We start from the raw sequence: 24,204 nt of genomic DNA, 5'->3' as shown, positions 1-24,204 counted from the left end.
AGTCCTCCAAGACGGAACATACCAAGGGCACCACACTTGCCTGACATTTAGCTGACGCCCTGGGGAAAGCTCACCGCAGACGAAGCGCGTCGTTCCATCGTTTGATCAGCCGCGCCCGCTTGACCTGATCGAGATAGACCATCAGGCCGAGGCTGACGGGAACGGGCTTGAGCTGGGCGCCGTGCAGGGCGTGCATGGTCGTCGCGGTATTGTGGCCGGCGACCTCCGGGCTGACGGCGGGGATCTGCAGCTTGCTCGCCATGATCTGCTGGCCCTCCTGCGACATCAGGAATGCAAGGTAGCGCTTACCGAGATCGGGGGCGGCGGCAGCCTGCGGCACCAGCCCGATGCGCGACATGACCACCGTATAGTCGCGCGGCAGCAGAATGCCGACATCCGGATGGCGGGAGGCCCAGTCTGCCGCATAGGAGCCGAGAATGTTGTAGCCGAGGATGAACCGCCCGTCCGACACCCTCTCCAATATGGCCTGGCTTTCGGAGTAGAGCTTGACGCCCGCTTCGCCCATCGCGCTTATGACGGACCATATGTCGCTGAACTGCTCCTGATCGCGCGCCATGAACAGGTGTCCTACCCCTGACCGCTCGATGTCGTAGGTGCCGATCCGCCCGAAGACCGTATCGTTGTTTTTCCGAAGGAATTCGACCAGCTCGGCGCGGGTGCCGGGCGGTTCGCGGCCGACGAAGCTCGGCTTGTGATAGACAAAGACAGCCGGTTCGAAAGTGAGCGCATAGGATGTGTTGTGCCAGTTCGCCCAGCTCGGCCATATGCCGCTCAGCGGCAGATCGCTCCTTTGGGCATAGCCGTCATTGCCGAGCTTGACCTGGAGATCCATGGCCGAGGAGAAGGCGAAGTCGGCGGTCTTCTCCCCGCTGTCGGTTTCCCGGACGATGCGGTCGTAGATTTCGCCGGTCAACATATCCTCATAGGAAATCGCCACATCCGGATTGGTGGCCTGAAATCCTTCGAGCATCGGCCTTGCCAGCGGCTCGTCCAGCGACGAATAGATCTTCAATATGCGCGCATCGGCCGCCCCCGACGCTGCGGGCAGGAAAATGGCATCGGCCCTTGCCGGCACTATCGAAGCGACGAGAATGAAAAAGCAGTGGAGGAGGCGCATGCCGGCAATAGTGCCGAAAGGCGGGCATGTTCACAAGTACGGCGCGCATGTCTAATCTTGCGCCAAAGGAGAAGGACGTGCGACTGCTTCTGGTGGAGGACAATGAAGCGCTGGCGGATGGGCTCTTGGCCATTCTGCGCGGCAGCGGCTATGCCGTCGATGTCGTCGGCGACGGCATCTCGGCGCTCGCCGCCGTCACGGCCGAGAGTTTCGATCTCGTCATTCTCGACCTGAACCTGCCCGAAATGGATGGTCTGGACGTTTTGAAGGCCATTCGCGGCCGCCAGAACCGGGCCGCCGTGCTCATCCTGACAGCGCGCGGCACGCCGGAGGAGCGCGTCCGTGGCCTCGATCTCGGAGCCGACGACTATCTGACCAAGCCCTTCGACGTCAGCGAACTGGAAGCGCGAATCCGCGTGCTGCTGAGGCGGCAAGCCGGATCGAGGACATCGACGGTCGAATTCGGCAGCGTCACCTTCGACCTCACCTCGCGCGTCTTTTCCGCATCCGGCACCCGCATCGACATCCCGAGCCGCGAACGCGCCGTGCTCGAAACCCTCTTCCTGCGGGCCGGCAAGGTGGTGTCGAAGGAAGCGATCATGCAATCGCTGATCGGCTTCGACGAAGATCTCAGCACCAATGCGATCGAGCAATATGTCAGCCGGTTGCGCCGCCGCCTGACGCCGCACGGGCTGACGGTGAAGACGGCGCGCGGCATCGGCTATTATGTCGACCGCTGTTGCGATGAGCCGGCATGACGCTGCGTTTCGGTCACTCGCTCCGCGCGCGCCTGCTGGCCTGGCTCCTGATCGCCACCATGGTCATGGGTGTCGTGGCGCTGCTCGACACCTGGTTCGACGCAGTCAAGACGGCCCAGACCGTTTCCGACCGCGTTCTCGTCGGATCGGCCCTGGCGATCGCTGAGCGGGTCGTGGTCGGAGAAAACGGCGCCTTGGAAGTCGACATTCCCTATGTGGCGCTCGAAATGCTGACATCGGCCGCGCAGGACCGGGTATTCTACAGGGTGGACGGCCCGCCCGGCAGCTTCATCACCGGCTATCAGACGCTGCCGGTGGTAACCCTCCAGGGCGGACAGGCCAGCGCCTTTGCCGACGACAGCTTCCGGGGCGAACCGATCCGCGTCGTGACGCTGCAGCGTTCCGCCTCGACCGGCATCCGCTCCGTTCCCTTCCTCGTGACGGTGGCGGAAACGACCATTGCCCGCCAGCAGCTATCACAAACCATCCTCCTGCGTTCGGCGCTGCGGCTCCTGCTGATGATCGTCGGCGCCGGGGCCGGCGTCTGGATCGCGGTGAGCGTTTCGCTGCACCCGCTCAACCGTCTCGGCCAGGCGATCGCGCAGCGCAGCCCGGACGATCTGAGCCCGATCGAGGAAGCCGCGCCAAGCGAAGTCGAAGGGCTGGTGACGACGGTCAATTCCTTCATGGTGCGGCTCGAGGGCGCGCTGAACGCACTGCGCCAGTTCGCCGGCAATACCAGCCATCAGTTGCGGACGCCGCTTGCCGTCGTGCGCACCCAGCTTGCCCTGGCCCAGCGGGCCCGCTCGCTCGATGAAGCGCTCGATTCCGTGCGCAAGGGCGATCAGTCGGTCGCCCGCGCCGAGCGCATCCTGATGCAGATGCTGACGCTGGCCCGGCTCGATGCCACCGCCACCAGGGGGCAACAGCGCAACGGGGCGATGGACCTGACGTTGAAGGCGCAGGAGGTGACCGCCGATCATGTCCCGACCGCGACAGAAGCCGGCATCGATCTCGGCTTCGAGGGCGAGAGCGAGGTGCTGGTGCATGCCGAACCGCTGTTGATCGAGGAGCTGCTTCGAAACCTCATCGAGAATGCCATCGCCTATGCCGGCCCTGGTGCCATCGTCACGGTGCGCTCGCTTCGGGACGCGACCGTCGCCCGCCTCGAAGTCGAAGACGATGGCCCCGGCATCCCGCCGGAACGGCGGGGCGCGATGTTCAGCCGCTTCACGCGCGGCGACTGGCCGAAGGCGAGCGGAACAGGGCTGGGACTGCCCATTGTCGAGGAGATCGCCGCACTCTATGGCGCCAGCGTAACGCTCGGCGATGGAGAGGCGGGCAAGGGGCTGAAGGTGATCGTGACCTTTCGGCTGGCCGATCCGGCAACGGCAGGCTGAAGCATTCGCATCGCGGCGTTGTGCCGGGGATCAGGCATTGCGGGCATATGCATCGAGATTGCGCATCAAGAGGGCGACGACCCTGTCGCGCAGCGGATCGCGCACGCCCTTCACCCAGGCGGCGGAGAGCGGAAGCTGGGTCATGGCGCCGTCGGTCTTTGTCTTCAGCGGCAGATACCGGACGCCGCTAACGCTCAATCGCGAGGTCCAGCGCGGAACGATCGCAAGGCCGATATCGGCCGCCACCAGGTTGACGATCGTCTGCTTCTCATCCGCCACCTGCGCGATACGGACATGCATTCCCGCATCGGTGAAAAGCTTGATCGTGAGATCATGGCTGTGCGGCCGCGAGCGTCTGTCGGGAACGATGAGCGGCTCGTTTTCCAGTTCCTCTATGTCGATATGCTCCCGGTCCGCCAGCCGATGGCTCGCCGCCATGGCGACGACGACGGTTTCGTTGAACAGCCGTTGCAGCTTTATCCTGGGATCGACGGTCTCGGGCGGCCGGATGAAGGCGAGATCGAGACGCCCGGACTGCAGCCTGGGCAACAGCTTCACCGTCTTTTCCTCGAGCAGCCGGACCGACACCTCGGGATCGCTCAGCTTCAGGTCATGGAGAAGCTGGGGAATGAGGCCGGCGGCGGCGCTGTCGATCGCGCCGATCCGGACCTCGGTCCGCTGTCCCTGCCGCACCTGCTGAAAGCGGCTTTGCACCGCATCCACATGCGACACGATCTGACGGGCATCGTCCAGCAACCGCCTGCCCTCATCCGTCAGGAGAACATGCCGCGTCGTCCTCTCGATGATGCGCGCGCCCAGCGCTTCCTCCAGAAGCCGGATTTCGCGGCCGAGCGAAGCGGGCAGAATGCCGAGCTTCTGCGCCGCCCGGCCGAAATGCAGCGCCTCGGCCACCGCCAGGAAACAGCGCAGCTGCTTGATTTCCAAGGTTCTCTCTCCGAAATTATATCAATAATTTATATAATTTCGGTTTCGTTGTCCATGAGGGTTTTCTCCCGCATCGTTTGGACAAAGGCGCAGGAGGCGCGCCGACGTCATCATTCTGGGAGGAAATGGCCGTGGCCAATGGACTGGAAACGCGCGTTCTGCGCAAGATAACGATTCGTATCGTTCCCTTCATCATGCTGCTCTATCTCATCGCGTTCCTCGACCGCGTGAACATCGGTTTCGCGGCGCTGGAGATGAACAAGGATCTCGGCTTCTCGTCGACCGTCTTCGGCTTCGGTGCCGGCATCTTCTTTCTCGGCTATTTCCTCTTCGAAGTGCCCTCCAACCTCATTCTCAACAAGGTCGGCGCCCGCATCTGGATCGCTCGGGTGATGATCAGCTGGGGCATCGTTTCCGGCCTGATGGCCTTCGTGCAGGGCGCGACCAGCTTCTACATCCTGCGTTTCCTCCTCGGTGTTGCCGAGGCCGGTTTCTTTCCCGGCATCATCCTCTATCTGAGCTTCTGGTTTCCGGCCCGCCGCCGCGCAGCGGTCACCGCGCTCTTCATGGCCGCGGCTCCGCTTTCGACCGTCCTCGGCTCGCCGATCTCCGGCGCGCTCATGCAGATGCATGGATTGATGGGCCTTGCCGGCTGGCAGTGGATGTTCCTGATCGAAGCGGCACCGGCTATCATCTTCGGCGTGGTCGTGCTGTTCTACCTGACCGATCGTCCGACCAAGGCCAAATGGCTGTCCGACGAGGAACGCAACTGGCTGATGAAAACCATGGACGACGAGCAGAAGGCCACCGGCGTCAAGGCAAGCCACAGCGTCTGGGCCGGGCTGCTCGATGTGCGCGTGCTTGCGCTCGCTCTCGTCTATTTCGGCACCTCGGCCGGTCTCTATACGCTCGGCATCTGGGCGCCGCAGATCATCAAGGAATTCGGCCTTTCCTCGCTGCAGGTCGGCTTCCTGAACTCGATCCCCGCCATCTTCGCCGTCGTCGCCATGGTCTTCTGGGCGCGCCATTCCGACCGGACGGGCGAGCGCACATGGCATGTCGTGTTCGCCTGCCTTCTGGCGGCGGCCGGCCTCGCCTTCGCCGCCGGTGCGACAGGCGTGCTCGCGGTTCTCATCGCGCTCACTCTCGTCAATATCGGCATCAGCTGCTCGAAGCCGCCGCTGTGGAGCATGCCGACGCTGTTCCTATCCGGGCCGGCCGCAGCGGCAGGCATCGCCACCATCAACTCCATCGGCAATCTCGGCGGCTTCGTCGGCCCCTCGATGATCGGCTGGATCAAGGATCTGACCGGCGGTTTTGCCGGCGGGCTCTGCTTCGTCGCGGGGCTCCTGGTTCTGTCGGCGGCACTGACGCTCATCCTGTCCCGCGCCGCCGCCAAGGCGTCGGCAATCCAGGCGGCGGGCCAGCGGTCCTGAACTTCATATCTCACGGAGAGAAACATGCGCGAATATGCAATTGCAACCATCCCCGCCGACGGTATCGGCCCGGAAGTGATCGCCGCCGGCACCACGGTTCTTGCCAGTCTTGAAAAACGGCTGGGAGACGTGAAGTTCAACGTCGAAAACTTCGACTGGGGCTCCGACTATTACAAGAAGCATGGCGTGATGATGCCGGCGGACGGCCTTTCCCGGCTGAAGAAGTTCGACGCCATCTATTTCGGCGCCGTCGGAGCGCCCGACGTGCCCGACCATATCACCCTCTGGGGCCTGCGGCTGCCGATCTGCCAGGGCTTCGACCAATATGCCAACGTCCGCCCGACCAAGATCCTACCCGGCATCACGCCGCCGCTGCGCAATTGCGGCCCCGGCGATCTCGATTGGGTCATCGTGCGCGAGAATTCGGAAGGCGAATATTCCGGCCATGGCGGCCGCGCCCACAGGGGCCTGCCCGAAGAGGTCGGCACCGAGGTCGCGATCTTCACCCGCGTTGGCGTCACCCGCATCATGCGCTATGCCTTCAAGCTCGCCCAGTCGCGCCCGCGCAAGCTCCTGACCGTCGTCACCAAGTCCAATGCCCAGCGGCACGGCATGGTCATGTGGGACGAGATCGCCGCCGAGGTGGCCGAGGAATTCCCCGACGTCACCTGGGACAAGATGCTGGTCGACGCCATGACCGTGCGCATGACGCTGAAGCCGCAGAGCCTCGACACCATCGTCGCCACCAACCTGCATGCCGACATCCTCTCGGATCTCGCCGGCGCGCTGGCCGGATCGCTGGGCGTCGCGCCGACGGCCAATATCGACCCGGAACGCCGTTTCCCCTCGATGTTCGAGCCGATCCACGGCTCGGCCTTCGACATCACCGGCAAGGGTATCGCCAACCCCGTCGCGACCTTCTGGACCGCCGCGCAGATGCTCGAGCATCTCGGCGAGCAGGACGCCTCCGCCCGCCTGATGCGCGCTGTCGAGCGGGTGACGGGTGCCGGCATCCTCACGCCCGATGTCGGCGGAACCGCCACCACCAAGGACGTCACAGACGCCGTGGTGGATGCTATCTACTCCTCGAACGTCTGACGGGCGGCGGCATGCGCTGGAAAGATGCAGAGAGCCGCGCAATCCTGCGCCGCCTCTTCGATGCGGCCGTGGCAAGCGCCGACCCGAGCGCCGCGGTCTTGCGGCACCTGCCGGAAAAGCCCAGGGGGCGCTGTGTGGTCGTGGGTGCCGGCAAGGCCTCGGCCGCCATGGCGGCGGCGCTCGATGCCGCCTGGCCCGACGTCGACGTCTCCGGCGTTGTCGTCACCCGCTACGGCCACGCCGTTCCGGCTGGGCGCATCCGCATCCTCGAAGCATCCCATCCGGTGCCCGACGCCATGAGCGAGACGGCCGCCCGCGAGATCCTCGCGGCGGTACGGGGCCTGACGCCGGATGACCTTGTGGTCGCGCTGATCTCCGGAGGCGGCTCGGCGCTCATGGTCGCTCCGGCCGGCCGGATGACCCTCGCAGACAAGCAGGCCGTCAACCGCGCCCTGCTTGCCAGCGGCGCGGCCATCGGCGAGATGAATGCGGTGCGCAAGCATCTGTCCGCCATCAAGGGCGGACGCCTGGCACAGGCGGCCCGGCCCGCCCGCCTCGCCACGCTCGTCATCTCCGACGTGCCCGGTGACGATCCTGCCGCCATCGCGTCGGGCCCGACCATCGGCGACGCCAGCACCATCGACGAGGTGCGCGAGATCATCCGCCGCTATCAGCTCGACCTGCCGGCGGCAGCGCGCGCGGTGATCGAGGCCGGCGCGGAAACGCCCAAGCCCGAAGCCCTGCCGGGCGACGTCACCATCATCGCGGCCCCTTACCTCGCGCTCGAAGCCGCAGCGGCCGAGGCAGCACGAAGCGGTATCACCCCGCTGATCCTCGGCGACGCCATAGAGGGAGAGGCGCGGGAGGCCGGCATCGTCATGGCCGGCTTCGCCCGTTCCGCTCAGTCGAAAGGGCTACCCGTGCGCGCACCTGCCGTGCTCTTGTCCGGCGGCGAGACGACGGTTTCGATCGGCAAGGGGCCGGCCGGAGCCGGCGGCCGCAACACGGAATTCCTGCTCGGCCTTGCGGTCGGGCTCGGCGGCGCCGGCGGCATCTTCGCGATCGCCGGCGACAGCGACGGCATCGACGGAACGGAGGATGCCGCAGGCGCGATCGTCACGCCCGATACGCTTGCCCGCGCCCGGCAGCTCGGCCTCGATGCCCGCGCCCATCTGGCCGCCCATGACAGCTACCGCTATTTCGACGCCCTCGGCGACCTCGTCAAGACCGGGCCGACGCTGACCAATGTCAACGATATCCGCGCGATCCTGATCCTCTGAGGATTGCGGCAAGGCACCCTGCGTCCGTGATGGCGATTGTGACGATCAAGTCTCGGGGGCGCTCCTCACGCTTCAGCCGGCCGCGGACCGAAGCTGCCCGACAGCGCTCTCGGGTTCCTCTTGCATCGCGGGGGGCAAATCCCGGCGGGCATATTCGCGTGGCGAGCATCCCATGATCCGCTTGAAGGCGGTGCTGAAGGCGCTCTCGGACTGATAGCCGAGCGACAGGGCGATGGTGGAAACGGGATCGCCGGAATGGCTCAGCTTCTCGCCCGCCACCATCATGCGCCAGCGCGTGAGATAGTCCATGGGCGATGTCCCGACAGTCTCCTTGAACTTCAAGGTGAAGCTCGTCCGCGACATGCCCGCGCGCTCCGCCAGCGAGGCCAAGGTCCAGCGATGCGCCGGCTCCGCATGCATAGCGGTGATCGCCGCCGCCATCTGCCGGTCCGCCAGCGCGAAGAGCCAGCCGACGCCGCCCGCCAGCCCCTCCGCCAGATGCAGCCTCAGCGCCTGCACCAGCATCGTATAGGCGAGCTGCTGCGCAATCAGGAAGCCGCCGGGCTGCGGCTCGCGCAATTCCAGGCGCATCCGCTCCATGCACCAGCGCAACGCCGCGCGGTCCGTCTCCTTGCGGATGTGGACAATCGGCGGCAGCATCGCTAGGAGAACGCCAGCATCTCCGCCGCCCAGGGTGAAATGCCCTCCGACGATGGAAAAATCGCCACCGCCGTTCAGGGCGGCGATGCTGCCATTCGGCCGCGTCGGAAACAGCGCGCGATAGTCGGTCGGCGTCAAGGACAGGTCGCTGGCGAGGCGAAACGGCCAGCCGCGCGGCAGCACGAAACAATCGCCCGCCTTCAGCGCCACGGCGTCGGGAACACCCTCGACCGAGAGCCAGCTTTGGCCGGAGACGACGGCATAGCATTTGATGCCGTCATGCGGTCCGAACCGGATCGACCAATCGCCGCCGGCTTCGAAACCGCCGAACATATAGCTGCGCGGCTTCAGCAACGACAGCACATCCGAGAGCGGGTCCATGTCGAATTTCCGAACGATCGAAAAGATAATGCGAACTCTATAGCATAGATCGTTCTCGCTCAACCTCCTAGCTTGGTGCGGTCGGCGGCGAATGCGGCCGGCGACCGATATCAGGAGAAATCATCATGCGTGTCTTTGTCACTGGAGCGACCGGATGGGTTGGCTCCGCGGTCGTCAGGGAATTGCTGGGTGCCGGCCACGACGTGCTCGGGCTCACCCGTTCGGATGCCGGGGCGGCGGCGCTCGTCGCGGCCGGCGCCAGGGTCCTCCATGGCTCGCTGGAGGATCTGGACAGTCTGCGCCGCGGCGCGGCCGAGACCGACGGCGTGATCCACACCGCCTTCAACCACGACTTTTCAAAATTCGCGGAAAATTGCGCGCTGGACCGCCGCGCCATCGAAACGCTGGGCGCAGCACTGGAGGGAACCGCTCGGCCGCTGATCGTGACCTCCGGCACGGCATTGCTGGCGCAGGGCCGCACCGCGCTCGAAAGCGACCAACCGCCTCTAGCGTCGGACAGCTATCCACGCGCATCGGAAGCGGCGGCCGCCGTGCTCGCCGAGCGCGGGCTTCGCACGGCGGTCGTGCGCCTGCCGCCATCAGTCCATGGCCATGGCGATCACGGCTTCGTGCCCATCCTGATCCGTCTCGCCCGCGAAAAAGGCGTTTCCGCCTATATCGGCGAGGGGCTGAACCGTTGGCCGGCCGTGCATCGGCTGGATGCGGCCCGCCTCTATCGGCTGGCGCTCGAACGCGGCGCCATGGACGGCCCCTATCACGCGATCGCCGAAGAGGGCGTGCCGTTCCGGGAGATCTCCGGCGTCATCGGCCGCCGCCTCGGCCTGCCCGTTATCGGCAAATCCGGCGAGGACGCGGCCGACCATTTCGGCTGGTTCGCGCGGTTTGCCGGCATGGACGCGCCGACGTCGAGCGCGCATAGCCGCGCCTTGCTCGGCTGGACGCCGACCCAGCCGGACCTCCTCGGCGATATCGACCATCCCGCCTATTTCGAGGCCTGAGCCGCGCTGATCGCTTATGCGGCCTTCAGCCGGCTCTCGACGAGACGCGAGAACAATGTCGCACCGACGGGCAGGATCGCGTCATCCAGGATGAAGCCGGGATTGTGGGCCGGGACGGCGCCGGCATGGCCGAGCGTGAAGAAGGCGCCGGGCGCATGCAGCAGGAAATCCGCGAAATCCTCGCTGCCCATCGCCCGCTTCGGCGTCGTGGAGACCCGTGCCGGCCCCAGAACCTCGCGGCCGATATCGGCGACGATATCGACATGTTCGGCATGATTGCTGAGCACCGAGAAGATGTCGCGGATATCGACCTCGGCTTTCAGTTCGTGCGCGGCGGCGACATTGTGGGCAATGGTCGTCAGCCGGGAGCGGATCAGCTCTCTGACCTCGTCGGAAAAGGCGCGGATCGTGCCGCCGACGCTTGCCGTCTCCGGGATGACGTTATAGGCCGATCCGGCCTCCAGCCTGGTGACCGAGAGAACCGCAGGCTCGGTCGGCGGCACATTGCGGCTGACGATGGTCTGGAGCGCTTGGACGAGTTCGGTAATGGCCGGGATCGGATCGCGGCCGGCATGCGGATGTGCCCCATGCGCGCCCTTGCCCCTGAACGTCACATCGAAGAAATCGGCACCGGCAAGCACCGTGCCGGCGCTCACATGCAGATGGTCCGGAGGCAACTGCGTCGCATTGTGGAGCCCATAGATCTCGTCGACGGGAAAGCGCTCGAACAAGCCGTCGGCGATCATGGCGCGGGCGCCGCCCAGCCCCTCCTCGGCCGGCTGGAAAATGAAGATGACGGTGCCGGCGAAATCGCGCGTTTCGGCGAGGTAGCGCGCGGTCCCGAGAAGAATAGCGGTATGGGCGTCATGGCCGCAGCCATGGAAGCGGTTCGGATAGATCGACGCATAGGGCAGACCGGTCTCCTCCGGCATCGGCAGGGCATCCATATCAGCCCTGAGCCCGATCGATCGATTGCCCGGATGCCGCCCGACCAGGCGGCCGACGACACCGGTCTTGCCAATGCCGCGATGGACTTCGATCCCCCATGAAGCGAGCTTCTCGGCGACAATACCGGAGGTCCTGACCTCCTCGAAGCCGATCTCCGGATGCGCATGCAGGTCACGGCGGATCTCGACAAGTTCGGAGGCATAGGCCGCGATGCGGTCGATGATTTTCGGGGCGGAAGCGTCGCGGGCATGGTCGATCGATTGGGTCATGAAAGCATCTCGGCATAGGGGAAACGGATCGGGTCGAACCACCCGCACGGTCACTTAATCATCGAAAGCGTAAGTAGTCTATATAAACAGTAGATTATTTAACGGGGAAGCGATCGATCCAGAGAGAGATCATGGGGCCTACGGTTCCCGGTTGACTGCCGCAAGACGGATACGACGCATCTCGCGTCATGCTGGCATTTTTCAAGTTTCCGCTCAATATTAGACATATATGTCAAAACAAGCCGCGAATTGGGTTGCTCATATGTCGCTATCGCGGCCTAGCCAACGCATCATGGCCATAGTCAACGCAAACGGCGTCTCGTTCCTCCCTGTTTCGCCGCGTTGGCTGTTCCCTCTGGAGGTTTGACCTTCAACCTGAAAGGGCTCCGGTTCATGCCGAGAGCCCTTCTTTTTATCGAGAATCTCCAGGACGAACGCTTCCGGGCCACAGCGGCAACCCGGAACGTCTTTCCTTTGCCTCGCTGCCGCGCCGGTCCGGTTTTCAGGGGATTTCGGCGGATGAAAATAATTTCTATAAAATTACTAGACAAAAGAAAGACTGGTCTTTCTCGCCTGCATTGCCGTGCACTAGGCTCTACGCAATATTTTGATTGGACACGCGAGGAAGATGTATGTCTGCGGAATTCATTAGCATTACCTTCACCAATCCCTCCACCGAGCTGAACCCGGTGCCGCAGCCATCGATCGATCCGAAGTTCCTGGTGCGCTATGCGCGATCGCTGGATGATTACGGCTTCAATTATACTCTGATCCCCTATGATTCCTCATCCTTCGATCCGTTTACCATCGGTGCGACGGTTGCCGCGAATACGAAAAACATCAAGATCATCATCGCGCTGCGCCCCAATACGATCTATCCGACGGTCGCCGCAAAGGCGCTGGCGACGCTCGATCAGCTGAGCGAAGGCCGCGTGGTCGTTCACTTCATTGCCGGCGGCAGCGACGTCGAGCAGGCGCGCGAGGGCGATTTCCTCACCAAGGAACAGCGCTACGAGCGGCTCGAGGAATATATCCACATCCTGCGCCGCGCGTGGCAATCCTCCGAACCTTTCGATTTCGACGGCCGCTATTATCAGTTCAAGCAGTTCAGCAACCAGGTTCGCCCGGTGAACGGCACGGTCCCGGTTTCGGTCGGCGGTTCCTCCGACGAGGCCTACCGGATCGGCGGCTCGCTGGCGGATATTTTCGGTCTTTGGGGAGAGCCCCTGGCCGAAACCAAAGACCAGATCGACCGAATCTACACGGAGGCCAAGCGCGCCGGACGCAAGGACCGGCCGCGCATCTGGGTCACCTTCCGGCCGATCGTCGCCGAGACCGACGAGCTGGCCTGGGCCAAGGCACATCGCGTACTCGACGCGCTGAACGAGAACCGGGCCAAGGGCCTCGGCAAAGCGCCGGTCTCGGCGCCGCCGCCGCAGAATGTCGGCTCCCAGCGCCTCTTGGAGATCGCCAAGCGCGGTGAGGTGCAGGATCGGGCGCTCTGGTATCCCACGGTGACGGCCACCAATGCGCGCGGCGCCTCGACGGCGCTTGTGGGATCGCCGCAGACCATTGCCGATTCCATTCTCGACTATATCGATCTCGGCGCCGACCTGATCTCCATTCGCGGCTACGACAATCTCAACGATGCCATCGACTATGGCCGCTATATCCTGCCGCTGGTGAGGGCCGGGCTTAAAGAGCGCGCCGAGGCTCAGCGGGACGTTGCCTGACGGCAAGGGAATATGCGGCCGGCGGATCACGCCGACCGGCCGCGCATGTTCAATCGGAAAGGCCCCATCAGTGTCCCATAACACGATCGATTTGACCGACGTCGTCCGCAAGGTGGCCGATGCGGCCCCCGCCGCCGACGCAACAGGCGCCTTTCCCTGGGCCGGCATTCGGGCCGTTCACGCAAGCGGGTTGCTGGAAAGCACGGTCGGAACGCGCTTCGGCGGCGCCGGCGCCTCCCTTCCCGAAGTGGGCCGGATTCTGGCTGCCTTGGGGCGCGGCGATCCGTCCGTCGCCCTGATCAGCGCGATGACCATGTTCACGCATCTCGGCGAAGCCGCCCGCAGCCGGTGGCCGGAAACGCTCTATCGCCGCCTGCTCTCCGAGGCGAAGGAGCGGCCGATCCTGCTCAATGCAGCCCGTGTCGAGCCGGATCTGGGATCGCCGGCACGCGGCGGCCTGCCCGAGACGCTGGCGCGGCGCACCCCCCATGGCTGGTCGATCACCGGCAAGAAACGCTTCGTCACCGGCGCCCTCGGCCTGACGCATTTCCTCGTCTGGGCGTGCACCGACGAGGAACCGCGCCGCGTCGGCACCTTCGTCGTTCCGGCCGGCCTGCCAGGCATCGATATCATCGAGAATTGGCGAAGCCTCGGCATGCGCGCCAGCGGTTCGCATGACGTCGAGTTCACCAATGTCGAAGTGCCGCGCGAAGACGTGCTCGACCTCGTTGATGCGGCCGCGGGCACGCAGGACAATCGCGCCCATGCCGCCATGACGCTGGCGCTCACCGCCATCTATCTCGGCGCGGCCGAAGCCGCCCAGGAGGCCTTCGTCCGCTTCGCACACGAGCGCGTACCCTCCAATCTCGGCTACCCGATCGCCCGCACCGAGCGTTTCGTCACGCTGGCGGGCGAGATCGACCTTCTGGTCGCGGGCGCCCGGCAGATCATCTTCGACGCCCTGGATCATGGCCTCGACAGCCCGGAAACCCTGATCCGCGCCCGCCTTCTCGCCGGCCGGCAGATTCGCGACGCCGTCCATCTCGCCGTCGGCGCGCTCGGCAATCCCGGCCTCAGCGCCGACCTCGGCATCGAGCGGCATTTTCGCGATATCCAGTCCGTTCTGGTGCACGCGCCGCAGGAGGATACGGCCATTTCCATCCTCGGACGCGCCGCGCTGGAACGTGGCGAGAAGGCGCGGCACGCGCCGGAGCCGTCTCCCGCGCTTGCCGCCCGAGCCGTTCTCAAAACCGGCTGATCGGCTCTGGCCTCTCGTTTTCACGCAATTCCGGACGGAAAACCGCTGCACACTTTTCCTGGAATTGCTCTAGCACCTCAGGCCCGATCTGCCCCAGCCTTGGCGGTCGTGTTTCGCGAACTTCACAGCAGGAATGAACAATGACAAAGACAATCGACTACTTCTTCGGCATCGGCTCGCCCTGGGCCTTCATCGGGCTTGAGCCCTTCACCGCGCTTGCCGCGCGCTTCGGCGCGGAGATCCGGCCCTATGTCATTCCGCTTGTCGAGGAAAACGGCGCGATCTTTTCACGCAACCGGCCCGAACCGCGGCGGGCCTATTGGTTCAAGGACCTGAAGCGCTGGGCGGCCTTGCGCGGCAAGACGCTCGAGCTCGACAACAGGGCGGGACTTTCCGATCCCACACCCGCCGGTCTCACCGTGATCGCGGCCGCGCTGGAAGGCAAGGATTGGGTGCGCCTCACGGCAGCCCTGCAGGAGGCCTTCTGGTCGCGTGCCGAAGATATCGGCAATGCCGAGGTGCGCAAAGCGATCGCCGACGCCGCCGGTTTCGATGGCGCGGCGCTGGAGGCACGCGCCCAGCAAAGCGATGTGCAGGAGCGCTGGCGCTCCGATTACGAACTCGCGAAGACGGCCGGCGTCTTCGGTTTTCCCACCTTCCGCTATGATGGCGAGCTCTATTGGGGACAGGACAGCCTGCCCTTCCTCGAACGTCATCTGAACGGCGAGAAGCTGATCGCCTGACCTCAAGGCTCGGCTTGCCGATCCGGCACTCGCCTTCAGGGTTGACACGGGCCGAGTCCCGAGCATAGCTTCCAAGACATTCACCAGGGGGGTCCCGTCAAGGGGCTGAGATACTGCTGGACAATATGGCTTAGGCCTTTTGTGGCGCAGTGACCCGTTGAACCTGATCCAGTTCATACTGGCGTAGGGACGGTGCAAGCGCTCGAAAGGCTTTTGATTCCCACGTGGAATCCGAGCCGGCGTCTTTTCATCATTCCGGCTGAGGACTGGGTCTCCAATCGAAACTTGGAGCCTCAAACCATGAATATCGCCGCCCAAAACCTCGTTCCCATCAACGGCCATCCGGCCGGCTGAAATGCGTGTCCTCGTCAAAGGGGGCGGTGTCGCCGGCCTTGCGGTCGCGCATGCGCTGCATATGCGCGCCGCCGCGGTGACCGTCATCGATCCCCGCGCGGATTTCGGCCAGGCCGCATCCTGGCTCGCCGGCGGCATGCTGGCCCCCTGGTGCGAGCGCGAAAGCGCCGACGAAGCCGTGCTGCGGCGGGGAGAGGATGCCGCCGACCGCTGGGAGGCGATGCTGCCGGGCGAGGTCGCCCGACAGGGGACGCTGGTGGTGGCGCCGGCCCGCGACCAAAGCGAGCTGAAGCGCTTCTCCAGCCGCACGACGGGCCATCGATGGCTGGGGGAAGACGAGCTGGCCGCACTGGAGCCGGCGATTGCCGGACGCTTTGGCCAGGGCCTGTTCTTTCCGCGCGAAGCCCATCTCGATCCACGCCGCGTGCTGACATCCTTGCGGGACAAACTCGCGGGAGGCGGCGTGAATTTTACGTCTGAGCCACAGCCCAAAGAGACATTCGACGATGTCGTCGACTGCACCGGCGCTTCTCGCATCGGCCGGAGCCGCGACCTGCGCGGCATCCGGGGCGAAATGCTCTATCTGCGCACCGACGAGCTGCAGCTCACCCGGCCCGTCCGCCTGCTGCATCCGCGCATTCCAGTCTATGTCGTGCCGCGCGGCGGCGGCCTGTTCATGGTCGGCGCGACGATGATCGAGACCGAATTCGACGGGCCGATTACGGCACGCTCGCTGATGGAACTCTTGAACGCCGCCTATACGCTGCATCCCGCCTTCGCCGACGCCACGGTCGTCGAAACCGGCGCCGGCATCCGCCCGGCCTTCCCAGACAATTTTCCGCGCGTGACACGGGAAGCCCATGCGGTCGTCCTCAACGGCCTCTACCGCCACGGCTTTCTACTGGCGCCGGCCATGGCCGCGGAGGCTGCCGATCTCGTCTTTTCCCGAAACTTTGAAGGAGCGCATGCATCATGAGACTGATCGTCAATGGCGAGCCGCAGACTGTCGTTGCGACGACGCTCTCCGATCTGCTGGCCGCATTGGATTATGAGGGCGACTGGCTTGCGACCGCCGTCAACGGCGAGCTCATTCATCGGGACGATCGCGGCGATCACGCTCTCAACGACAATGACAGGATCGAAATCCTCACACCGATGCAAGGAGGCTGACCCATGCTTTCTCTCTATGGAACCGAAGTCGCATCGCGCCTGCTGCTCGGCACCGCGCGCTATCCCTCCCCCGCAATCCTCGCCGAGGCCGTCAGGCAATCGGCGACGGAGATCGTCACCGTCTCGCTGCGCCGCGAAACCGCCGGCGGACGCAATGGCGGTGCCTTCTTCGAGATGATCCGCGCGCTCGGCGTGCGCGTGCTGCCCAACACCGCCGGCTGCCACGGCGTCTCCGAAGCCGTGCTGACGGCCAAGATGGCACGCGAGGTGTTTCAGACCAACTGGATCAAGCTGGAGGTGATCGGCCATCACGATACGCTGCAGCCCGATGTGTTCGGACTGGTGGAGGCCGCGCGCATTCTCTCCTCCGAAGGCTTCGAGGTCTTTCCCTATACGACCGACGATCTCGTCGTGGCCGAGCGCCTGCTGAACGCGGGCTGCAAGGTGCTGATGCCCTGGTGCGCGCCGATCGGCTCGGCGGCAGGACCGCTCAATCCGGGTGCGCTTCGGGCGATGCGCGCGCATTTCCCCGAGGTGCCGCTCATCGTCGATGCCGGCATCGGCCGGCCGTCGCATGCGGCAACCGTCATGGAATTCGGCTTCGATGCCGTGCTTCTCAATACCGCCGTTGCCGGCGCCGGCGATCCCATCGCCATGGCCGGCGCCTTCGCCAAGGCGATCGAGGCCGGTCGTCAGGCCTTCACCGCCGGCATGCTCGAACCGCGCGACATGGCCGTTCCATCCACGCCCGTCATCGGAAAGGCCGTGTTCGCATGAAGCTCGACCCCTTCTATCTCATCGTCGACAGCGCCGCATGGATCGTCCGGCTGGTGCCGCTCGGCGTGAAACTGGTGCAGCTGCGCATCAAGGATCGCCCGGAGGCGGAAATCCGCGCCGAAATCCGGGCGGCGAAGGCCGTCTGCGCCGCGCATGACTGCCAGCTCATCGTCAACGATTACTGGCAGATCGCCATCGAGGAAGGATGCGACTTCATCCATCTCGGCCAGGAGGATCTGGCTGTCGCCGATCTCGGCGCCATCCGCGCCGCCGGCCTGAAACTCGGCCTTTCGACGCATGACGAGGCGGAATTGGAGACGGCGCTTGCGGCAAAGCCGGACTATGTCGCCCTCGGCCCGGTCTACCCGACGATCCTCAAGCAGATGAAATGGGCGCCGCAGGGCCTTGAACGGATCGGAGAATGGAAACGCCGGAGCGCGCCGCTGCCGCTGGTCGCGATCGGCGGGCTGAACATCGAAAGGCTTCAGGGCGTGTTCGACGCAGGGGCAGACAGCGCCGCCGTCGTCACCGACATAACCTTGAACGACGACCCGGAAGCCCGTACGCGCCAGTGGATCGAACAGACTGCGCGATGGCGGTAAAGCACGGAATTGTCGTCATACCGCCCTATCGCACCACCTTGTCCGGATGGGCAGCCGCGAAAGGTTCCAGCCCGGCGCAGCGGTCGGCAATGTCGACGAGCCTCGGGCAGACCGAGAGATCGGCATTCCAGCGCCGGGCATTATAGACCTGCGGCACGAGGCAGATATCCGCCATGGTCGGCCGATCGCCATGGCAGAACACGCCGGTTGCCGGAGAATCCAGAAGCCGCTCGAAGGCGGCCATCCCCTCGCCGATGAATTTTTGCATCCAGGCGATCCGGGCCTCCTCACTGTCGCCGGCGAGCGCCATCACATGCATGCCGACATGGGAGTTGCAGATCGGATGGATTTCCATGGCGATCGCATAGGACAGCGTCCTGACCCGCTGTCGCCCGACCGGATCGCGCGGCAGGAAAACGCCGCCGCGCGTCTCGTCGAGATATTCGATCACCGCCAACGACTGGCTGAAGACATGCCCATCGATCTCGAGGACCGGCACCAGCCCTTGCGGATTGCGGGCCAGATGCTCTTGCGACTTATGGGCCTTGGCGAGCAGATCGATCGGCACGGTGCGGAAATCTGCCCCCAGCATGTGGAGCGCGATCCGGAGCCGATAGCTCGCGGAGGACCGCCAATAGTCGTAGAGCACCGTCTCGCTCATTGCTGCCTCTCATATTTCGTCACCGTCTGCTCGATCGCGCCGAAGATCGAATGACCCTTCTCATCCGTCATCTCGATGCGCACGACGTCGCCGAACTGCAGGAAGGGCGTCTTCGGAGCGCCGCGCGTGATCGTCTCGACCGTACGGATTTCCGCGATGCAGGAATAGCCTGCCCCGCCCTCGGCGATCGGTCTACCCGGTCCGCCGTCGAGCTTGTTGGAAACCGTGCCGGAGCCGATGATCGTGCCGGCGACGAGCGCTCGGGTCTTTGCCGCATGGGCAATCAGCTGCGGAAAGTCGAAGGTCATGTCTATACCGGCATTGGCCCTGCCGAACGGCTGGCCGTTGAGATCGACATGCAGCGGCAAATGCAGCCTGCCGCCGTCCCAGGCCGCTCCCAGCTCCTCGGGAGAAACCGCAACCGGAGAGAAGGCCGAAGACGGTTTCGACTGGAAGAAGCCGAAGCCCTTGGCGAATTCCGCCGGGATCAGGCCGCGCAGCGAGACGTCGTTGACCAGCATCACGAACAGGATGGCGTTGCGCGCCTCCTCTATCGACGCCCCCATCGGCACATCGCCGACGATCACCGCCAGCTCGGCCTCCATATCGGCGTCCCATGCCTCATCGGCCAGCGGGATCGGCTCGCGCGGCCCGAGGAAGGCGTCGGACCCGCCCTGATACATCAGCGGATCGGTCCAAAAGCTCTCCGGCATCTCGACGTTGCGGGCCTTGCGGACCAGTTCAACATGGTTGACGTAGGCCGAGCCATCCGCCCACTGATAGGCGCGCGGCAGCGGCGACGTCGCATCATGTTCGTGGAAGCGGACCGTCGGCTGCGCGCCGGTCTCGATGCCTTGCGCGACCTGGGCGAGGCGCGGGCCTACATGCGCCCAATCGTCCAGTGCCGCCTGGAGCGTGCGGGCGATATGGCCGACCTCCGAGCAGCGGGTCAGATCTTTCGATACGACGACCAGCCGGCCGTCGCGGGTGGAATCCTTCAATGTGGCGAGTTTCATGGATGAGTGCTTCCCTGCTTTTGTTGATTGGTATTGTCTTGAAGACGTGAGGCGACGGCGCGAGAAGGCAAGCCCGCGCCCCGCCCCCTATTTGATACCCGGCGTGCCGTCGAACTTGCGTTCGAGGCCGGACCAGCAGTCGATATAGTCGTCCTGCAGCGTGTCGAGTTCGGCCGCGAATTTGGTGAGTTGCTGCGGGAAACGGGTTTCGAACATGAAGGCCATGGTGTTCTCCAGCTTGACCGGCTTCAGCTCGCCGTTCGACGCCTTTTCGAAGCCGGTGAAATCCGGCCCATGCGGCAGCATCATGTTGTGCAGGCTCATGCCACCGGGCACGAACCCTTCCTCCTTGGCGTCGTAGCGGCCGCAGATCAGGCCCATGAATTCGCTCATGATGTTGCGGTGATACCAGGGCGGCCGGAACGTATGCTCGGCCACGAGCCAGCGCGGCGGAAAGATCACGAAGTCGACATTGGCGGTGCCTTCCTCGCCGGACGGCGCGGTCAGCACCGTGAAGATCGACGGATCGGGATGATCGAAAAGGATGGCGCCGACCGGCGAGAAGGTGCGCAGATCGTACTTATAGGGCGCATAGTTGCCGTGCCAGGCGACGACGTCGAGCGGCGAATGGCCGATCTCGGTGACATGATGGGAGCCGCACCACTTCACCTGCACGCGGCAGGGCGTCTCCTTGTCCTCGAAGGCGGCCACCGGCGTCTTGAAATCGCGCGGATTGGCAAGGCAATTGGCGCCGATCGGACCGCGATCCGGCAGCGTGAACTTGGCACCGTAATTCTCGCAGATATAGCCGCGCCAGACCGGCTGCTCGCCAAGACGCGTCACCTTGAACATGGTCCCGCGCGGGACGATGCAGATCTCGGACGGTTCGACATCCATTTTTCCGAGTTCGGTAAAGACACGGATAGCGCCCGTTTCCGGCGCGATCAGCATCTCGCCGTCGGCATTGAAGAAGTAGTCGTCCACCATGTCGGTGTTGAAGGTGTAGACATGCGCGGCCATGCCGGTCTGGGTCAGCGCGTCGCCCGCCGTCGTCATCGTGCGGATGCCTTCCAGGAAATTCAGCCTTTCCGCCGGCGCCGGCAACGGGCTCCAGCGCAATTGCCCGAGCGCCAGCGAATGGTCGGCGACATGCGGCGCCGTCTTCCAGAGCGGATAGTCGATTTTCGTGAAACGGCCGGTATGCCTGACGCTGGGGCGGATGCGATAGAGCCAGGAACGCTCATTGGTGCCGCGCGGCGCCGTAAAGGGCGAGCCGGAGAGCTGCTCGGCATAAAGACCGTAATTGCACTTCTGCGGACTGTTCTGCCCCTGCGGCAAAACGCCGGGCAGGCTCTCCGTTTCGAAATCATTGCCGAAACCGGGCATATAGGCGAGCGCCTGACGCGGATCGACATCCTGTTTAGCCTTCGGCGCAACCGTGCTTTCCATGGCTTGTTTCCTCCCGTAACTCCCATATAGTTGTAAATGTAACCATTATTTTGTAACCATCAACGCCATGGATCAATTTTCGCTCGAGCTGTTTCTCCCTTACCGGCTGAACCGGGCCGCCGAATTCGTCGGCCTGCGCTTTGCCGCGCATTACAAGGCGAGATACGGCATGACCCGGCCGGAATGGCGCTCGCTGGCCGCGCTCGGCAGTTCCGGGCGCATGACGGCAAAGGCCGTCGCAGCGCATTCGGCCATGCACAAGACCAAAGTCAGCCGGGCCGTCTTCGCTTTGGAGCAGCGCCGCTGGGTGAAGCGGACGAGGGACGAGACCGACCGGCGGCAGGAGCATCTGGAACTCACCAGTGCCGGGCATCAGGCCTATCGGGAGCTGATCGCGCTTGCCCGCGACTACCAGTCGGAACTGGAGGCACTCATGGGGCAGCCGGGCGTTCACTCGCTCGCAGCGGGGCTGGACGCGGTCGAACGGGTGATCGGGCAGAAGGGATCGCCGATCGATCTGGACGATCTTTAAGATCAGGTCCGCGCGGACTTCTGGATCGGAATGGGACCGGAATCCTTGAGGACATTGAGCACGATCGAGGTCTTGACGTGCTGCACGCTCTCATGCGGCAGCAGCACGTCGTTGACGAAATGGGAAAGCCCGGCGAGATCGCGTGTCACCACCTTCAGGTGATAATCCATCTCGCCCGTCAGCGAAAAGCATTCCAGCACTTCCGGCAGGTTCTCGACGAGGCTCGCAAAGCGCTTGGCGTTGTCGCGATTGTGGGTCGCAAGCGTCACCGCGATGACCACCAGCAGATCGAGCCCGAGCTTGCGCCGGTCGAGATGAGCCCGGTAGCTCTGGATATAGCCCTCCGCCTCCAGCCGCGAGCGCCGGCGCGAGCATTGCGACGGCGACAGGGCGATCAGCTCGGAGAGCTCATTGTTGGTCAGCCGCCCATCGGCCTGCAGATGGCTCAGAATCTTGAGATCATATCCATCGAGCGCTTCCATCATGCATCTCTTTCAAAATTTCCGCACGGATCATGCACGATTGGAGCAAAGTCGGCTCAAGATTGCAAGCACAATGCACCCGCCCTGTAGCATCATATGCATGAGCGACAGGAGGAGTTTGCCATGGGTCCTTTCCCACACGACGTACCGGTTTCCGAGATCACCGCAGACAATCCGGCGGGGACTGATGGCTTCGAATTCGTCGAATTCGCGCATCCCGAGCCGCAGAAACTCGAAGAGCTGTTTGCCCGCATGGGCTACGAACCGGTCGCAAGACACAAGACAAAGAACGTCACCGTCTGGCGGCAGGGTGACATCAACTACCTCGTCAATGCCGAGCCCGGCAGCCATGCCATGCGCTTCGTCGACCAGCATGGGCCCTGCGCGCCCGCCATGGCCTGGCGCGTCGTCGATGCCGACCACGCTTTTCGCCATGCGGTCGCCAAGGGCGCGACACCTTATGACGGCAAGGACAAGACACTCGACGTACCGGCCATCGTCGGCATCGGCGGCTCGCTGCTCTATTTCATCGAGACCTATGGTGAGAAGGGCTCGGCCTACGAGGCCGAATTCGACTGGCTGGGCGAGCGCAATCCCAAGCCGGAAGGTGCCGGGTTCTATTACCTCGACCACCTCACCCACAATGTCTATCGCGGCAACATGGACAAATGGTGGGATTTCTACCGCGAGCTTTTCAACTTCAAGCAGATCCATTTCTTCAACATCGACGGCCGCATCACCGGCCTGGTAAGCCGGGCCATCACCTCGCCCTGCGGCAAGATCCGCATCCCGCTGAACGAGTCCAAGGACGAGACGAGCCAGATCGAGGAATTCCTCAGGAAATACAAGGGCGAAGGCATCCAGCACATCGCCGTCGGCACCGAGCGCATCTATGAGGCGACCGATACGCTGGCCGAGAACGGCCTCAAATTCATGCCCGGCCCGCCGGAGACCTATTACGAAATGTCCCATGCCCGCGTGAACGGCCATGACGAGCCGATCGAGCGGATGAAGAAGCACGGCATTCTGATCGATGGCGAAGGCGTGGTCGATGGCGGCATGACGAAAATCCTGCTGCAGATCTTCTCCAAGACCGTGATCGGTCCGATCTTCTTCGAATTCATCCAGCGAAAGGGCGACGATGGCTTCGGCGAAGGCAACTTCCGCGCCCTGTTCGAATCGATCGAGGAAGACCAGATCCGCCGCGGCGTCATCAAACCACAGGCGGCGGAATAGAGCCCGACCCTTACCTCATGACAAGCCGGGAGACCATTGTTCGTCTGGCCTTGGGACGATGATCAAGAGCCGGAAGCACCGTCACTGTGCCGTATGGGTCTTGGCCGTTATATCAACACCGAGGGCGCGCATCACTGCGAACGTCGTCTTGAGGGTCGGGTTTCCGTGCTCGCTGAACGAACGGTAGAGCTGTTCGCGAGATAAGCCGGTTTTGCGGGATATCTCGGTCATGCCTTTGGCACGAGCGACGACGCCAAGTGCCTTGGCGACATAGGCGGCATCGCCGGTTTCAAAGGCATCGGCCATAAAAGCGGCGATCTCCTCATCATCAACCAACGCGGCGGCAGGGTCGTAAGTGGTCAGTTTTTCAATCAACTTGTGAACTCCATTCTTTGGCGAGTTTCTTGGCGGCGGCGATATCACGGGTTTGCGATCCTTTATCCGCGCCACATAGCAACACGATCAGGACATTTCCGCGCTGTTGGAAGTAGACGCGATAGCCGGGACCGTAGTGAATTCGCAGTTCGCTTACGCCTTCGCCTACCGGCTGCACATCGCTCGGCACGCCTTCAGCCAACCGCATCAATCGCGCCGCGATAATCGTTCTGGCTCGCTTGTCCCGGAGACGGCTTTCCCACTGGCGAAGGGCGCCGTCTGCCTTAACTCAATCACGAGGATTTGTAGTCTAAAAACTACAGTCACGCAATACCTTCCCTGCATCGACGCATATGCTCAGGGTCATTGTGCGCCCAGCCGAAACCGACCCCGTCATGGGAAACCGCCAGCTCTTCTCCAGTTAGCAAATCCAACCGCTTCCGCGCACCAACCTCAGGTTCGGGCAAGCCAGCTCGACGATAGT

General features: G+C 63.9%; 25 protein-coding genes and 1 riboswitch. Of the genes, 15 read left to right on the top strand and 10 right to left on the bottom strand.

What is annotated here, in order from left to right; all coding sequences use genetic code 11:
* Window positions 1-70: 70 nt before the first annotated feature.
* A complete protein-coding gene (locus FHX11_RS16610) occupies window positions 71-1,138 on the bottom strand; it encodes an ABC transporter substrate-binding protein (RefSeq protein ID WP_184358730.1) in 1,068 nt (355 codons plus the stop codon).
* Window positions 1,139-1,215: 77 nt separating this feature from the next.
* Between FHX11_RS16610 and FHX11_RS16605 the strand changes: the two genes are divergently transcribed.
* Window positions 1,216-1,896 carry a response regulator transcription factor gene (locus FHX11_RS16605; protein WP_184358729.1) on the top strand — a complete coding sequence of 227 codons (681 nt, stop codon included), beginning with the start codon at window positions 1,216-1,218 and terminating at the stop codon, window positions 1,894-1,896.
* Window positions 1,897-1,898: 2 nt separating this feature from the next.
* Window positions 1,899-3,296: a sensor histidine kinase gene (locus FHX11_RS16600; RefSeq protein WP_184358783.1), complete on the top strand. Its 1,398-nt coding sequence runs from the start codon at window positions 1,899-1,901 to the stop codon at window positions 3,294-3,296.
* Window positions 3,297-3,326: 30 nt separating this feature from the next.
* Here the strand turns inward: FHX11_RS16600 and FHX11_RS16595 are convergent, their stop codons facing one another.
* The gene (locus FHX11_RS16595; RefSeq protein WP_184358728.1) at window positions 3,327-4,241 is read right to left on the bottom strand and encodes a LysR family transcriptional regulator; all 915 of its coding nucleotides are present in this window, start codon (window positions 4,239-4,241) and stop codon (window positions 3,327-3,329) included.
* A gap of 131 nt (window positions 4,242-4,372) precedes the next feature.
* Here FHX11_RS16595 and FHX11_RS16590 point away from each other — a divergent pair, with 131 nt between their 5' ends.
* Genes FHX11_RS16590 through FHX11_RS16580 form a run of 3 tightly spaced genes read left to right on the top strand, consistent with a single transcriptional unit; the run spans window position 4,373 to window position 8,055 of the window.
* On the top strand, window positions 4,373-5,677 hold the full coding sequence (locus FHX11_RS16590) for an MFS transporter (RefSeq protein ID WP_184358727.1): 1,305 nt from the start codon (window positions 4,373-4,375) through the stop codon (window positions 5,675-5,677).
* 24 nt (window positions 5,678-5,701) lie between these two features.
* Window positions 5,702-6,775, top strand: a complete 1,074-nt coding sequence (locus FHX11_RS16585; RefSeq protein WP_184358726.1) for a tartrate dehydrogenase — start codon at window positions 5,702-5,704, stop codon at window positions 6,773-6,775.
* An 11-nt stretch (window positions 6,776-6,786) separates the two neighbouring features.
* On the top strand, window positions 6,787-8,055 hold the full coding sequence (locus FHX11_RS16580) for a glycerate kinase (RefSeq protein ID WP_184358725.1): 1,269 nt from the start codon (window positions 6,787-6,789) through the stop codon (window positions 8,053-8,055).
* 72 nt (window positions 8,056-8,127) lie between these two features.
* On the opposite strand, the gene FHX11_RS16575 is transcribed toward FHX11_RS16580, so the two are convergent.
* Window positions 8,128-9,096 (bottom strand): AraC family transcriptional regulator, encoded by a 969-nt coding sequence (locus FHX11_RS16575; protein WP_184358724.1) that lies wholly within the window; start codon window positions 9,094-9,096, stop codon window positions 8,128-8,130.
* A 125-nt stretch (window positions 9,097-9,221) separates the two neighbouring features.
* On the opposite strand from FHX11_RS16575, the gene FHX11_RS16570 reads away from it, so the two are divergent.
* Window positions 9,222-10,115: an SDR family oxidoreductase gene (locus FHX11_RS16570; protein ID WP_184358723.1), complete on the top strand. Its 894-nt coding sequence runs from the start codon at window positions 9,222-9,224 to the stop codon at window positions 10,113-10,115.
* A gap of 14 nt (window positions 10,116-10,129) precedes the next feature.
* Here FHX11_RS16570 and FHX11_RS16565 read toward each other — a convergent pair whose 3' ends face one another.
* Window positions 10,130-11,332, bottom strand: a complete 1,203-nt coding sequence (locus FHX11_RS16565; RefSeq protein WP_184358722.1) for a M20 aminoacylase family protein — start codon at window positions 11,330-11,332, stop codon at window positions 10,130-10,132.
* Window positions 11,333-11,964: 632 nt separating this feature from the next.
* On the opposite strand from FHX11_RS16565, the gene FHX11_RS16560 reads away from it, so the two are divergent.
* From FHX11_RS16560 to FHX11_RS16530, 7 genes are all read left to right on the top strand, one after another.
* Window positions 11,965-13,065, top strand: coding sequence for an LLM class flavin-dependent oxidoreductase (locus FHX11_RS16560; protein WP_184358721.1), 1,101 nt, complete (start codon window positions 11,965-11,967; stop codon window positions 13,063-13,065).
* A gap of 70 nt (window positions 13,066-13,135) precedes the next feature.
* Window positions 13,136-14,323: an acyl-CoA dehydrogenase family protein gene (locus FHX11_RS16555; protein ID WP_184358720.1), complete on the top strand. Its 1,188-nt coding sequence runs from the start codon at window positions 13,136-13,138 to the stop codon at window positions 14,321-14,323.
* Between the two features lie 140 nt (window positions 14,324-14,463).
* Complete coding sequence (locus tag FHX11_RS16550) at window positions 14,464-15,066, top strand: DsbA family protein (RefSeq protein WP_184358719.1); 603 nt, start codon at window positions 14,464-14,466, stop codon at window positions 15,064-15,066.
* A 75-nt stretch (window positions 15,067-15,141) separates the two neighbouring features.
* Window positions 15,142-15,274, top strand: a riboswitch (TPP riboswitch).
* A gap of 147 nt (window positions 15,275-15,421) precedes the next feature.
* On the top strand, window positions 15,422-16,396 hold the full coding sequence (gene thiO / locus FHX11_RS16545; RefSeq protein WP_184358718.1) for a glycine oxidase ThiO: 975 nt from the start codon (window positions 15,422-15,424) through the stop codon (window positions 16,394-16,396).
* Window positions 16,393-16,590 (top strand): sulfur carrier protein ThiS, encoded by a 198-nt coding sequence (thiS, locus tag FHX11_RS16540; RefSeq protein ID WP_184358717.1) that lies wholly within the window; start codon window positions 16,393-16,395, stop codon window positions 16,588-16,590. The genes thiO and thiS overlap by 4 nt, the downstream gene beginning before the upstream one ends.
* 3 nt (window positions 16,591-16,593) lie before the next feature.
* Complete coding sequence (locus FHX11_RS16535) at window positions 16,594-17,367, top strand: thiazole synthase (protein ID WP_184358716.1); 774 nt, start codon at window positions 16,594-16,596, stop codon at window positions 17,365-17,367.
* On the top strand, window positions 17,364-17,969 hold the full coding sequence (locus FHX11_RS16530; protein WP_184358715.1) for a thiamine phosphate synthase: 606 nt from the start codon (window positions 17,364-17,366) through the stop codon (window positions 17,967-17,969). The genes FHX11_RS16535 and FHX11_RS16530 overlap by 4 nt, the downstream gene beginning before the upstream one ends.
* Before the next feature lie 25 nt (window positions 17,970-17,994).
* On the opposite strand, the gene maiA is transcribed toward FHX11_RS16530, so the two are convergent.
* The 3 genes from maiA to hmgA form a co-directional block, all read right to left on the bottom strand.
* Window positions 17,995-18,630 (bottom strand): maleylacetoacetate isomerase, encoded by a 636-nt coding sequence (gene maiA / locus FHX11_RS16525; RefSeq protein WP_184358714.1) that lies wholly within the window; start codon window positions 18,628-18,630, stop codon window positions 17,995-17,997.
* Window positions 18,627-19,646, bottom strand: coding sequence for a fumarylacetoacetate hydrolase family protein (locus FHX11_RS16520; RefSeq protein WP_184358713.1), 1,020 nt, complete (start codon window positions 19,644-19,646; stop codon window positions 18,627-18,629). The genes maiA and FHX11_RS16520 overlap by 4 nt, the downstream gene beginning before the upstream one ends.
* Before the next feature lie 87 nt (window positions 19,647-19,733).
* Window positions 19,734-21,095 carry a homogentisate 1,2-dioxygenase gene (gene hmgA / locus FHX11_RS16515; protein ID WP_184358712.1) on the bottom strand — a complete coding sequence of 454 codons (1,362 nt, stop codon included), beginning with the start codon at window positions 21,093-21,095 and terminating at the stop codon, window positions 19,734-19,736.
* 67 nt (window positions 21,096-21,162) lie between these two features.
* On the opposite strand from hmgA, the gene FHX11_RS16510 reads away from it, so the two are divergent.
* Window positions 21,163-21,627: a MarR family winged helix-turn-helix transcriptional regulator gene (locus FHX11_RS16510; RefSeq protein ID WP_184358711.1), complete on the top strand. Its 465-nt coding sequence runs from the start codon at window positions 21,163-21,165 to the stop codon at window positions 21,625-21,627.
* Window positions 21,628-21,629: 2 nt separating this feature from the next.
* On the opposite strand, the gene FHX11_RS16505 is transcribed toward FHX11_RS16510, so the two are convergent.
* Window positions 21,630-22,109 carry an Lrp/AsnC family transcriptional regulator gene (locus FHX11_RS16505; protein ID WP_184358782.1) on the bottom strand — a complete coding sequence of 160 codons (480 nt, stop codon included), beginning with the start codon at window positions 22,107-22,109 and terminating at the stop codon, window positions 21,630-21,632.
* Between the two features lie 123 nt (window positions 22,110-22,232).
* Here FHX11_RS16505 and hppD point away from each other — a divergent pair, with 123 nt between their 5' ends.
* A complete protein-coding gene (gene hppD, locus FHX11_RS16500) occupies window positions 22,233-23,345 on the top strand; it encodes a 4-hydroxyphenylpyruvate dioxygenase (RefSeq protein WP_184358710.1) in 1,113 nt (370 codons plus the stop codon).
* Window positions 23,346-23,426: 81 nt separating this feature from the next.
* Here the strand turns inward: hppD and FHX11_RS16495 are convergent, their stop codons facing one another.
* Both FHX11_RS16495 and FHX11_RS16490 read right to left on the bottom strand, forming a co-directional pair.
* Entirely contained in the window at window positions 23,427-23,720 is a 294-nt protein-coding gene (locus FHX11_RS16495; protein ID WP_184358709.1) for an addiction module antidote protein, read from the bottom strand.
* Window positions 23,713-23,943, bottom strand: coding sequence for a type II toxin-antitoxin system RelE/ParE family toxin (locus FHX11_RS16490; protein WP_348649711.1), 231 nt, complete (start codon window positions 23,941-23,943; stop codon window positions 23,713-23,715). Before FHX11_RS16490 ends, FHX11_RS16495 begins: the two co-directional genes overlap by 8 nt.
* Between the last annotated feature and the right edge of the window lie 261 nt (window positions 23,944-24,204).

It is taken from the genome of Rhizobium sp. BK602, from assembly GCF_014195095.1.
Taxonomy (GTDB): domain Bacteria; phylum Pseudomonadota; class Alphaproteobacteria; order Rhizobiales; family Rhizobiaceae; genus Rhizobium.
This window is presented reverse-complemented; position numbering and strand designations above follow the sequence as displayed.